This window comes from Streptomyces litchfieldiae (assembly GCF_031845365.1).
Classification (GTDB): domain Bacteria; phylum Actinomycetota; class Actinomycetes; order Streptomycetales; family Streptomycetaceae; genus Streptomyces; species Streptomyces litchfieldiae.
In genome coordinates this window covers 304050-315937 of the sequence record NZ_JAVREL010000001.1, presented here as the reverse complement: position 1 = coordinate 315937, position 11888 = coordinate 304050, and the positions used below count along the sequence as shown (strand labels likewise).

The 11888-nt window shown below is 70.6% G+C and carries 9 protein-coding genes; 3 read left to right on the top strand and 6 right to left on the bottom strand.

All coding sequences use genetic code 11. The annotated features are described in order from the left end of the window. Nucleotides 1-11 precede the first annotated feature (11 nt). Nucleotides 12-1154 carry a Gfo/Idh/MocA family protein gene (locus RM590_RS01455; protein ID WP_311702439.1) on the top strand — a complete coding sequence of 381 codons (1143 nt, stop codon included), beginning with the start codon at nt 12-14 and terminating at the stop codon, nt 1152-1154. A gap of 317 nt (nt 1155-1471) precedes the next feature. On the opposite strand, the gene RM590_RS01450 is transcribed toward RM590_RS01455, so the two are convergent. After that, a complete protein-coding gene (locus RM590_RS01450) occupies nt 1472-2236 on the bottom strand; it encodes a transposase family protein (RefSeq protein ID WP_311702438.1) in 765 nt (254 codons plus the stop codon). 130 nt (nt 2237-2366) lie between these two features. Here RM590_RS01450 and RM590_RS01445 point away from each other — a divergent pair, with 130 nt between their 5' ends. Beyond that, complete coding sequence (locus tag RM590_RS01445) at nt 2367-3194, top strand: TIGR03619 family F420-dependent LLM class oxidoreductase (protein ID WP_311702437.1); 828 nt, start codon at nt 2367-2369, stop codon at nt 3192-3194. Between the two features lie 41 nt (nt 3195-3235). Here the strand turns inward: RM590_RS01445 and RM590_RS01440 are convergent, their stop codons facing one another. The 5 genes from RM590_RS01440 to RM590_RS01420 form a co-directional block, all read right to left on the bottom strand. Beyond that, nucleotides 3236-3826, bottom strand: a complete 591-nt coding sequence (locus RM590_RS01440; protein ID WP_125768477.1) for an antibiotic biosynthesis monooxygenase — start codon at nt 3824-3826, stop codon at nt 3236-3238. Between the two features lie 27 nt (nt 3827-3853). Beyond that, on the bottom strand, nt 3854-5311 hold the full coding sequence (locus tag RM590_RS01435; RefSeq protein WP_311702435.1) for an aldehyde dehydrogenase family protein: 1458 nt from the start codon (nt 5309-5311) through the stop codon (nt 3854-3856). Nucleotides 5312-5451: 140 nt separating this feature from the next. After that, nucleotides 5452-8223 (bottom strand): helix-turn-helix transcriptional regulator, encoded by a 2772-nt coding sequence (locus tag RM590_RS01430; protein ID WP_311702434.1) that lies wholly within the window; start codon nt 8221-8223, stop codon nt 5452-5454. Next, a complete protein-coding gene (locus RM590_RS01425; RefSeq protein WP_030742563.1) occupies nt 8223-9125 on the bottom strand; it encodes an LLM class flavin-dependent oxidoreductase in 903 nt (300 codons plus the stop codon). Before RM590_RS01425 ends, RM590_RS01430 begins: the two co-directional genes overlap by 1 nt. Further along, the gene (locus tag RM590_RS01420; RefSeq protein WP_311702431.1) at nt 9122-11362 is read right to left on the bottom strand and encodes an LLM class flavin-dependent oxidoreductase; all 2241 of its coding nucleotides are present in this window, start codon (nt 11360-11362) and stop codon (nt 9122-9124) included. The genes RM590_RS01425 and RM590_RS01420 overlap by 4 nt, the downstream gene beginning before the upstream one ends. Nucleotides 11363-11481: 119 nt before the next feature. On the opposite strand from RM590_RS01420, the gene RM590_RS01415 reads away from it, so the two are divergent. Next, complete coding sequence (locus RM590_RS01415; protein WP_311702430.1) at nt 11482-11874, top strand: winged helix-turn-helix transcriptional regulator; 393 nt, start codon at nt 11482-11484, stop codon at nt 11872-11874. Nucleotides 11875-11888: the final 14 nt, after the last annotated feature.

Genomic DNA, 11888 nt, shown 5'->3' with positions numbered 1-11888 from the left:
GGAGTATCCTAATGACGAATTCAGCAAATACCCGGATCGGCGTTGGCCTTATCGGGGCTAGTGCCGATCGGGGTTGGGGCGGAATTGCTCACGTCCCGGCGCTGCAGGCGCTCGACGCGTTCCAGATCCGCGCCGTCAGTACGACTCGTATGGAGAGCGCGAACGCGACCGCTCGTCGGCTGGGCGCCGATCTCGCCTTCGACACACATGAGGCTCTGGTCGTGCGACCGGAGGTCGACCTGGTGGTGGTTGCGGTCAAGGTGCCGGAGCACAAGCAGATTGTTTCCGACGCGCTGGCCGCGGGCAAGATAGTTTATTGCGAATGGCCGCTCGCAAGAAACCTATCGGAGGCCGAAGCGCTGGAGGGGTTTGCCCGCGAGCGGCGGCTGCGGACGGTTGTCGGGTTGCAGGGCGGTCTGCACCCGCCGATCCTCTTCCTTCGCGACCTCATCGCGCAAGGCGTGATTGGCAAGCCGCTCAGCACGAGCATCCGAGCGCATTTGACCGACGACATGTGGGTCGGCCGATATGACCCGCCGGTCGAGTACATGGCTCAGGCAAAGCATGGCGCCACGCTTCTGAGCATCATGCTCGGCCACGGGCTCGAACCGCTTGCGCGCGTGCTCGGCACGTTCGAGAGTCTGTCCGCCGTCGTCGCCAATCAGCGCGGTGATGGCGTCCGCCTCTCCGATGGCGCGTCGCTGCCGAAGGACGCGCCGGATGAGATCGTCGTCGCCGGCGTTCTCGAAGGCGGGATCGTCACTTCGCTGCACTACAGTGCCGGGCAGTCTGCCGGCTCGGCGATGGTATGGGAGATCCAGGGCACCGAGGGCAGTGTGCGTGTGGAGTCGGCGTCGGGCTACATCCATTTCACCGATTTCACCATCACGCTGCGCCGCGACAGCGAGCCTGTCCAAGTGCTACAGGTCCCCCCCGCTTATGCGGCTCCTGACCTGCAACTCGACGCACCCGCAGCGGGGGTCGCCCGCCTCTACGCCCAGTTCGCCGCCGACCTCCGCGACGGAACCGCCGATGCGCCGGATTTCGCGGTCGCACTCGATCGCCACCGGGTACTCGAGGCGATCACACGGGCCGCTGAAACAGGTCGTCGGCAGCATCTGTCCCGCCCCGACCGAATGAACTCCAATCTTTGAACCCGGGAGAGGCACTGCCGCAGGACCCGAGGAGGTGACGATCCGCGAGCTAACCCTGACTTGATCACACAGAGCTGACTCGCACCATGTCGAAGAACTCTGCCGACCAGCGGGACCTTGCCCTCCATCCCTCTTCTTCAATGCGGCGCCGACTGCGTCGCTCGCCCACCGCTTCCCCCGCGCCGTGCAGCGCTCATCCGCATCGCCGAATCGTGCCCATGTGTGCCCCACGACGCGGGCTGCTCAGGTGGCATTCGACACCAGCTGGCCGCGGATGCACAGCTGGCCCTCATAGCGGCAATGAGCCTTTTCCAACCTCAGGCTGCGGACCTCAGGTGAAGTGTGAGGACGGCTTTGACCAGGTCGGTTATGCGGGTCGTGCTGCACCGCAGCTTCCGCAGGAGCCGCCAGGACTTCAACGTGGCGACGGCTTGCTCTCCCAGGGCTCGGATCTTCGCGTGGGAGCGGTTGTGGGCCTGCCGGCCGGCCGACAGCTTCTCCCACCGTCCCCAGTAGGGCACGCGGATGGTGCCGCCGGCACCCCGATATGCCTTGTCGGCCCAGCATGGCAGGTTCACACTCGTCAGCGTCTCGATGATGCCGTGGGTGCGGGCGGCGCGGATGTCGTGGACCGCTCCGGGCAGAGCGGGCGAGGCCCACAGCAGGCGCCCGAACGGATCGGCAAGGACTTGGACGTTCATGCCGTGCTGGTGATGTTTGCCCGAGTAGTAGGGCCGGTCCGCGGCGATGCGGTCGATGGGCAGCAGCGTCCCGTCCAGGATCACGAACGCCTTGGCCGACGCGGTCTTCATCGCCGTGGCGAGCTCGGGTGCGAGAGCGGCGAGTACCTCCACGGCCTCGGTGACGTACCGGTAGACCGTGGTGGTACCGACACCGAAACCGGCTGCGAGCTGCGCGTAGGTGTGGCCGCATCGCAGATGGGCCAGGACCAGCAGAGCCTGCCGGCCTGCCGGGAGGCGCCGCCATCGGGTCCCGCGCTCCAGACGCCGAGCCGTCAGCAGGCCCGACAGGTAGCGGAGAGCAGAACTGGACAGATCGATCCCCGATGGGTAGACAAGCACGTGAAGCTCCGGGCGGACAGGTTAATCTTGGTCGACAACCCATCTACCAGGAGCTTCACCCCTTCCCGCACCCAGCCCCCACCTCAACGCCCCACGGCCTCAGACAGGTTGGAAAAGGCTCAATGCAGGCGTGGCGTGGGCATGCCTGTGCGTCTTCGGTCGGGATGATCCTCGAAGAAGCCCGACGATCAGGACAACGATCGAGCGCAGCGCGATTCGGGACATTTATCTGCGCACCATGCTCGACCCGTTCGTGGCGCTGAGCGTTGCCGCGAGCGTCACCGAACGGGTGCTGCTGGGCACATCCACCCGCGTCGCACCCTGGTACTCCCCCTTGCTGCTCGCCCGGTCGCTGACCGGTGTCGACGTGGTGAGCGAGGGCCGTCTCATCACCGGCCTCGGAACCGGCTGGTCGCCCGAGGAGTACCAGGGAGTGGGCGTTCCCTGGCAGGAGCGGGGCGCGCGGCTGGACGAGTGTCTGGACGTGCTGGAAGCCGTGTGGACCACCGAGCCCGTCGCGCGACACGAGGGCAGGCACTACACCTTCCCCGCCGCCCACATCGGGCCCAAGCCGCTCCAGCGCCCCCGGCCCGCGATCTACCTGTCCGGCTTCGCCCCGGCCTCCCGACGCCGGGCGGCCCGCCGCGCGGACGGCGTACTTCCCGTCGCGGTGCCCGTCCGGGGCTCCGCATTCGACCCCGCCGCCGTGATCAACCAGCCGCTGCGGGAAGTTCGCCGCCTCGCCGAGGCCGAGGGCCGCGACCCGGCCGGCATCGACGCCATCCTGAGGGTCAACCCCACCACCGAGTCAACCGTGCCGGAGATCGCGGACATCATCCTCCGTACGGGAGACGAGACGGACGTCGACCACGTCTTCGTCGACTTTGTCCACCTGGCCGACCAAGGCGTGGACCAGGCCCTGGAACTGCTGCGTCAGACGATGGAACTGTCCCGCTGAAAGCCGAGCCGCAAGACGGCGCGGTCCGCCCGGGGGCCGCGTCATCGCGTCGGTCCCTCGCGCGCGGTCGAGGTGGCGGCATAGAGCCAACGGCGCAGGACGAGGGTCACAGCCGGCATCATCAGATACGTCATCAACGTACTGAACAGCAGCGCGAGCATCAGCACCCGCGCCACAAGCGGCCAAGCACGGAGCGCCGGCCCCAGAAGACCGTTGCCGATCAGGGAGATCGGGAGTACGGCCGCGAAGGCGGCGAGCGCCATCTTCCACCGAGGCGGCGCCGTCGTGGGCGTGTCGTGCGCAGTGGTGAACAGGGTCTCCATTCCGGAGAGTTCGCGACGCGCCACCTCGCTCTGATGATGGCCCTCGCAGTGGTCGAACAGTGCGGCCCGCTCAGGTGACGTCGTCCAGTGCCGCGCGGACTCCTGGTCGCGGAACCGGTGGATCAGAACCCATGGCCCGGCGGCCGTGGCAGGCCGGAACAATCCGTCCCCCAGGTGTCCGGGAAACGCTGAGGCGGTGTCGGTCACCCGCCCGAACCACTCCCGGAAGTCCTGCTCGTAGCCGGGTTCCACAGCGCGCGCGGTCAGCAGGGTGACGTCGGCCGGGCCGACGTCATCCGTCTCGGTCATCGATTCTCACTCCGCCGTCGAGAGCTGTCAGAGCTGCGGTGCCACATGCACGAGGTGCTTGGTCTCCTGGAATTCCTCGATCCCGCGGATGCCGTTCAGGCGGCCCACTCCCGACTGCTTGAAGCCGCCCTCCTCGAACTGGTCGTGGACCATGGCCCAGGTGTTGGTCCAGACGGTCCCGGCCCGCAGTTCGCGGCCGACGCGCAGGGGGCGGTCGACATCACGGGTCCAGATGCTCGCGGCCAGGCCGAACTCGGTGGCGTTGGCACGCGCCACGGCGTCGGCCTCGGAGTCGAACACCTCGAAGGTGGCGACCGGCCCGAACACTTCGCGCTGCACGATCGGCGAGGACACGTCGGCGACCTCGATCAGGGACGGGCCGAGGAGCGCCCGATCCCGCTTGCCCCGCACGAGGACGGTGGCGTAGTCGGCCGCGGCGGCCACGGTCTGTTCGACCCGTTTGGCGTTTCCTTCGTCGATCATGGCGCCCATCTCGCTGGCGGGGTCGTCGCCGGGCCCGACCCGGACCGTTTCGAGGGCGGCGACGAGCCGCCGCCGGAGTTCGTCGGCCACGCTGCGCTGGACCAGCATCCGGCTGCCCGTCATGCAGAACTGGCCCGCGAACATGGTGACGGCCTTGGTGAGCACGGGCACGACGGCGTCCAGGTCGGCGTCGTCGAAGACGAGCATCGGCGTCTTTCCGCCCAGCTCCATGGACAGCGTTTTCAGCGTCGGGGCGGCCTGCTCCATGATCACGCGGCCGACCGCGGTGGAGCCGGTGTAGCTGATCACGTCGACGTCCGGGGAGGAGACCAGCTCCGGAGCCCCGGCGTTTCCGCTCTCGGTGAAGACGTTGAACACGCCCGGGTCCAGGCTCGGCGTGTCGGCGATGATCTCGCTCAGCACTCCGTTGACCAGGCCGGTCTGCGCCGGCATCTTCATGACCACGGTGCAGCCGGCGGCCAGGGCGGGTGCGAAGGATCGCGCCGAGAGGATGACCGGTGAGTTCCACGGCACGATCACCGCGGCGACGCCCGCGGCTTCGCGCAGGGTCATCGAGTACATGCCGGGCCGCACTTCCCCGGCCCTGCCGTGGTCGGTGAGGGAAAGCGCCGCGTGGTAGCGGAGCTTGGGCACGGTGCCTTCGACTTCGAGGGCCGCCTCGGCGAGTACTTTCCCGTTCTCCCGCGCCAGGAGGGTGATCAGTTCGTCCTTGCGCTGCTCGAGCCGGTCGGCCAGTTCGTGCAGCGCTGCCGCACGCCGGTGACGGTCGCGGGACCAGGCGGTGGAGTCGAAGGCCCTGCGGGCCGCGGCCACGGCGGCCCTCGCCTCCCGCGCACCGCCGTCGGCGAAGGTGCCGAGCAGGCCGTTGGTCGCGGGGCTGCGTGACTCGCCGCGGGAGCCGGAGTCCTGCCACTGCCCGTCGATGTAGTGGCGCGCGTGGGGCAGGGTTTCGGACTTGGGCACGAGGTGACCTCTCGTCATGCGTCGCACGGCGTTTCGCCGCAGGTCCGCGGGACAACGTCAGCGACGCTACAAATCAGGGCCGGTGAGCGAATCGGGCGGGCAATCCGTCGTTTCCGCCGCAGGCGTCGCGTGCCCGCTCCGCCGCGGCCTCCCTGCGCTCACGGCGGCTCACAACCGGCGTGGAGGTCGCTCAGCTCGGTTCGGGTATTGATGCCGAGCTTGGCGAACACGTTCCCGAGGTGGTGGCCCACGGTGCGGTGGCTGATCCGCAGCTGTACGCCGATCTCGCGATTCGTCAGCTGTTCGGCGGCCAGTTGGGCGACTCGCTGTTCCTGGGCGGTGAGCCGGTTCATCGCCCTGGTGTCCGAGCTTCCCCGGCGTCCCGGCGCTCCGGTGAGGTCCTGCTCGCGCTGCGCGCGTTGGCGCAGCGGCTCGGCACCGAGCCGGTCGAACGCCTCCAAGGCGGCGCCGATCCGGACGCGCGCATCGGTCCGCCGGCGGCCCCGTCGCAACCACTCGCCGTAGGACAACTGAGCGCGCGCGTAGAGCAGCGGGTGGGATCGGGCACCCGGCACGTCGAGTGCGGCCCGGAAGGCACCCTCGGCCCGGGCGCCGCCGAGGAGCCCGCGCGTGACGTGCGCGGCACAGCGGGCCCACGGCGCTCCCGTGCGCCGCGCCCAGGCTTCGAGCACCCGTACCCGTTCGTCCGCGAGGTCGCTTCTGCCGACGCGCACGGCCGCCTCGGCCGTGTCGAGAGCGGCCAGGAGCGCGAAGGTCGGGTGTTCCGCGCCATGGCCCGGCTCGGTCAGGCGCACCAGGATGTCCAGTGCTTCCTCGGGACGCTCGCGAAACAGCGAGGCCATGCCGCGGTTCCAGTACGCGGCGGCGCTCAGCGCGCGGACGCCCTGCGGGAGTGACGTCTCCAGAGTCCTGGCGGTGGCCTCCGCGACGGCGCGTTCGTCACCACGCGCCGCGGCGAGCCAGCCCAGGCTGGTGAGGCAGTGGGAGGCGATGTGGTCGGCACCCAGGTCCTGGGCCAGCCGCAGTCCCTCCGCGGCCGAGGACTCCGATTGCGGCCAGCGGCCGGCAGCGTTGTCGAGCATCGCGGTCTGGGCCAGGGCGGCGGCGAGCCGAGCGTGCTCGCTGCGCCGCCGCAGGTGCGGTAGCCGGCGGCGCAGCGCATCCGCCATCGGCTTGTCGATCCCCCAGGCCAGGGCGAGGGGTGTCGGCGGCAGCAACGGCAGGATGGTCGTACGGGCCCGCGCGGCGGCATCACCGAGGTCGGGGGGGTCCGCCGGCGCCGCGTCGGCAGACACGTCGTCGCTCCACCAGGCAAGCGTGCCGGGTAATCCGGTCCGGCCCCCGACATCGTCTTCGAGCAGCAGATCCAGCGCTCTGTCCCGCAGGTCGCCGCGTCCGACGGACCAGGCGGCGCGCATGGCCAGCGTGCCCAGTTCCAGCGCCGTTCCCGGTTCCGGGACGCGCTTCATGTCGGTGATCAGGAAGTGGTGCGCCATCTCGGGCATGCCCCGGGCGAACTCCATGATCCCCCGCAGACCCCGGCTCCGCCGGGCGACGTGAGCACCGGGGGCCAACCGTTCCGCGTCATCGAGCAGGCGCTCCGCCGTGGCTGCCCACCCGGCGTCCCAGGCAGCCCTGGCCGCCTCGGCAAGGCGTTGTGAGGCGTCGATCGGTGCGGCCGACAGTTCGGCGGCCCGCCACCATGCCCGTGCCGCCGTGTTCGTGGCCCCGCGGAGCCGGGAGCGGGCGGCGGTCCGTTCGAGGAGCCGCGCGACGTCCTCATCGCGTCCGTGGGCCAGGGCGGCGAGATGCCATGCGCGCTCCTCCGCCTCGTCCGGCATCGTGGCGGCCAGGGCGCGGTGAGCCCGGCGCCTCGTCGCGGCACCGCAGCCCTCGTAGATGGCTCTGCTCACGACGGGGTGCCGGAAACCGACGCGGTTGCCCGCCACGTGGAGCAGGCCCGCGTTGGTCACTTCCTCCCAGACAGCGTCACCGGCACCCGACGCACGGCCGGCCCACTGCACCGTGAGTCGGTCGCCGTGCTCCTCGGCCGCCGCGAGCGCGGTCAGCAGCTGCGCCGGGGGGCTCAGGGCCTCGATCCCGGCGCGGAAGGCCCGCTGCAGGCGCGGCCCGACGGGCGGTCGTCCTCGCTTCCGGCGATGCTCGGCGTCGTCCAGGTCGCCCCCGAGCGTGGCCAGTTCGTGCAGCGCCAAGGGGTTGCCCCCGGCCTCCCGGACCATGTTCCGCGTCGTCGCCTTGTCGGTGAGCGGCGCCACGGCCGCCACAAGCTGCCGCGCGCTCTCGTCGCTCAGGCCGTCGACCCGCACGTCGGCCACGCCTTCCCAGGGCCGGGCGGCCGGATCGCTGTGATCGGCGAGCACGACGACCACGGGATGCGCTCCTACGCGTCGAGCGACGAACCCCAGGCACAGCGCGGTGGCCTCGTCGAGCCACTGCCCGTCGTCCACCACGACGAGCACGGGCTGCCGCTCGGCGAGTCCGCAGAGCAGCGACAGCACGGCCGCCCCGACCACCAGGCGGTCCGTCGGCTCACCGCTCAGCCCGAGCGCGGTACGCACAGCGGCGGCCTGGGCCGTCGCCAGCAGTTCGACACGATCGGCCAGCGGTCGCAGCAGCCCGTGCAGCCCCGCGAAAGCCAGGTCCGACTCGGGCCGGGTGGCCGAGTGGCTCAGCCGGACGAAGTCCGCGGCCTGGCCGTACACGTGGTGAAGCAGAGCTGACTTGCCGATACCCGGCTCGCCCCACACCACGAGCGCGCCACCGCTCCCGCCGCGGGCCTGCGAGAGCAGCCCGTCGAGAACCGCGGCCTCCTCGCGGCGTCCGAACAGCTCCGTCGGCGCTGCCGCTGTCGCAGCTTGGTCACCGGGCCCGCCACGCGCCCACCGCATCACGTCACGCGTTCGGACTGGACGAGTTCGCGGGCGCGCGGCGCGACCTCGTGACCGAAGAGGTTCAGGTCGGCAGGCTCGTCCGAGGCGAGGATGAACCCGGATACGCCGTACTGCAGGGCGAGGTCGGCGATCTGTTCGGCCCAGTCGCCGGGAGTCCCCTGCAACAGGCCGCCGCCGGCGCCGGACGTGAATCGGCCGCTCAGGTTGAGCAGGCGGCTGACCGCCGCGGGCTCTCGACCGGCGGCGGATGCGGCCTCGTCGATCTGCTCGTTCATCGCGCGCAGCGATGCCGGGCCCTCGGGCAGGAAACCCAGGGAGGGCAGCCAACCGTCGGCGATCTTGCCGGTCAGCCGGAGCATGCGCGGCTTGTAGGCACCGATGCGGATCGGGATGCGATGGGCGGGTGCCGGGCCGCGCTTGGCGCCGTTCACGGTGTAGAACTCCCCGGTGACACGGAGGGGACCGGTCTCGTCGGTGGCCCACAGCCCCCGGATCACGTCCACGGCCTCCTCCACTGCCCGCACGGCCTGGGCCGGTTCGAGCCGGCGGCCTCCCATCGCGACGATGCCGTCCCAGAACGCGCCCGCGCCGATGCCCAGTTCGACTCGCCCGCCGGTCAGCCGGTCCAGGCTCGCGGCGGCACGGGCCAGTACGGCCGGGGGCCGCAGCGGAAGGCTCAGCACGTTGCCGCTGATCCGGATCCGTTCGGTGCGTGCGGCAACGTACGACATCAGGGTCCAGGTGTCCTGGAACGCCGACTGGTAGGGGTGGTCCTGGAAGCTGACCAGGTCGAGGCCGGCCCTCTCGGAGGTCTGGGCCAGCTCGACCGGCGCCTGAGGCGGGCGGGCGGTGGGGGTGATGAAGCTGCCGAACCACAGTTCGTGGCCGTAGTCGCTCATGGGGTGCTTCCTCCGGGGTGGTTCGCGGCGGGCGTGAGGGCGAAGTTGTCGCCGAACACGCCCTCGGGGTCGTAGACGCTCTTCAGCTCACGCAGACGCGAGAGGGTCCGTGGGGGCCAGGCCGCGGCGATCCGCTCGGGCCGGAGGCTGGACTCGAAGCTGATGTAGAGGCCGTCGAGGAAAGGGCTCAGCCGGGCCCAGGCCCGGTCGACCACCTCGTCGGCACCGCCCATCACCACCAGCGAGAAGTTCGCGTCGCGGTGGGCGTAGGCTGTGGCGTCCGCGGGAACATCGGCGACGGCGCCGCCGACCGAGCGGAGTTGGAACCATCCGATCGCGCCGCTGCGGATCATGCGAGCCGCCACCGCGGCGAACTGCGGGGTCACGTGCCGGAGCAGACCGCTGCGTGAGACCGGTTCACCGTGGGAGACCGGTGGGTCGTCGCTCGCGTTGTCCATCACGGCCGCGTAGGAGGTGATGACGATGTCCTGGGCGTACATCGCGGAGATCGCGGCCAGTGGCTCCAGCCGGGCGCGCACGGTCTCCGGGTCCGAGGAGTCGACCATGGTGCGGCTCACCGCAAGCGCTGGTCGCCCGCCGCGCGGGGGCGGCACGATGACGAAGCTGGTGAGGTCCCGCGGTGAGTCCTCGACCGCCCGGCCCCACTCGACGAGGTAGCGCTCGAGGTCGCTCGCGTCCTGGGTGAGCCGGGCGAAGGCGACCGCGCCCACGTCGTCAGCCTCGAACTCGAAGGCAGTGACGATCCCGAAGTTCGCGCCCGCCCCTCGCACGGCCCAGAAGAGATCGGGGTTCTCCGAATCGTCGGCCCGCACGACGGAGCCGTCCGCGAGCACCATCTCCACGGCCCGCAGGCGGTCGATGGTCAGTCCGTGCCAACGCGCGAGGTACCCGATGCCCCCCGCCGTGGCGAGGCCGCCCACCCCGACGCCCCCGTAGTCACCCGAACTCAACGCCCAGCCGTAGGGCTCCAGTGCGGCCGCCACCTCGGCCCAGCGCGCACCCGGGCCGATGCGCACCCGGCGTGTCTTCCTGTCGAGCACCTCGATCGCATTCATCAGTGACACGTCGATGACGATCCCGCCGTGATTGGTGGAGCGGCCGGAGACCCCGTGTCCGGCGCTTCGCCGAGACAGGGCCACGCCGGGATGCCGGAGGGCGAACGCGAGCGCCTGGGTCACCTGCTCGTTCGTCGCCGCCCGCAGGATGACGCCGGGCGCACCGCCGCGCAGGTATCCGGACCGCAGCCGGGCGTAGGCCGGATCACCGGGCTCGACGACCTCGGCCATCTCCGGCGGAGCGCTCTCGTAGTCGATCCCCGGCAGGCGCCTGGCGCGCACGGCGGACCGCCGGACCCGCGCGCCCGACCATCCGCGCGGAAGCACCGCGTCCACGGCCGCCCGCAGGGCCGGGGCGACCTCGCTCGCGAAGCCTGCCGCGACGTCTCGCTCCACGGTGTCCAGCACGATGGTGCCCACCCCGTGCTCGACGACGAGTGGCAGCAGGTCGTTCACCCAGTCCGCGGCGGTCCCGGTGAACCTGCCTGTCCGCTCGCCGAAGCCACCGCGGATCGTGACCCGTCTGCGGATCTCGCGGGGATCGCGGCCTGCCCCTCGCGCCGCCTCGTCGACTCCGCGGTTGCCCTGCGTCAGAGCGACGGCGTCGCACCCCGTCGACCACTCGTCAGCCCGCAGCCCGACCAGCCGGAGCAGGTCTTGGTCCTGGCCGTCCACGGAGATCGGCACGTCGTGCGCGGGCGCGGCCTTCTCAGCTCCCGCGAGACGGTAGAAGCGGCCGGTGAACCGGCCAAGGCCACGGTCGAGGACATTCCAGAGCTCGCGAACGACGGCGATCGCTTCACCCAGTGCCGCGACCGAATCGGCTGTCCCGGACGCGGCGGCTGACGGGCCCGCTCGGAAAGCCAGTTCGACCCTGCCTTCGGTGAGCCGATCCAGGCTTGCGACGGCTCCCGCGAGCATCGCCGGATGGAGGGTGGCGGGGCGTGCCTCCAGCACCAGTCCGAGAGAGACCGTCGCCGCGGCGATCCAGGACGCCACAGTCGACGGTTCGAGATCGTCGCCGGCGGTTCCGGCCGGGACGACCAGCAAGTCCAGTCCCCACTGCTCGGCCAGGCCCGCCACTTCGACCAACCGGCCGGCCCCGCAGTCGGCGTCAGAGGGCAGGTGCAGTCCGAACCTCAGCGCGTGCCCGTAGTTCATAGCGTCTGGTGACAGGCCGAGTGTGCGTTCATGGACCAAGGCTGCACGGCGATGATCACAGGCAACAAACGGGACATGACCAGGTCATCAAAAGTGACACGCTCCAGTATCGTGACCGTATGACCGGTCCTCGACAGCCCGATGATTCGTCCGCCACCGCGGGCCAGAGCCGCCCGGAAGGGGGCTACGAACACATCGACGACGACGTGTGCCGCAGTTTTCAGCGCTCGGTCGAGATCGTGGGCAAGAAGTGGAGCGCCGCGGTGCTCCTGGCGGCGATGCGGGGCGCGCGCCGATTCGTCGACTACCGAGCGCGGATCCCCGGAATCTCGAACCACCTTCTGTCCCAGCGTCTGCGTGAGCTCGAGGGGCACCGACTCATTGAGCGGCTCGTGGTACCGACGACGCCGGTCCAGATCACGTACCGGCCCACCGAACAAGGCGCCAGCCTGATGCGTGTCCTGCATCCACTGATCGAATGGAGCGCCAAGAACGAGGACATGGACACCTGACGAGCTGGTCGCAT

Excerpts from the sequence above, each read along its gene's own strand:
- RM590_RS01415 (WP_311702430.1), top strand. The coding sequence starts at position 11,482 with ATGACCGGTCCTCGACAGCCCGATGATTCGTCCGCCACCGCGGGCCAG.
- RM590_RS01425 (WP_030742563.1), bottom strand. The coding sequence starts at position 9,125 with ATGAGCGACTACGGCCACGAACTGTGGTTCGGCAGCTTCATCACCCCC.
- RM590_RS01435 (WP_311702435.1), bottom strand. The coding sequence starts at position 5,311 with ATGACGAGAGGTCACCTCGTGCCCAAGTCCGAAACCCTGCCCCACGCG.
- RM590_RS01455 (WP_311702439.1), top strand. The coding sequence starts at position 12 with ATGACGAATTCAGCAAATACCCGGATCGGCGTTGGCCTTATCGGGGCT.
- RM590_RS01420 (WP_311702431.1), bottom strand. The coding sequence starts at position 11,362 with ATGAACTACGGGCACGCGCTGAGGTTCGGACTGCACCTGCCCTCTGAC.
- RM590_RS01430 (WP_311702434.1), bottom strand. The coding sequence starts at position 8,223 with ATGCGGTGGGCGCGTGGCGGGCCCGGTGACCAAGCTGCGACAGCGGCA.
- RM590_RS01440 (WP_125768477.1), bottom strand. The coding sequence starts at position 3,826 with ATGACCGAGACGGATGACGTCGGCCCGGCCGACGTCACCCTGCTGACC.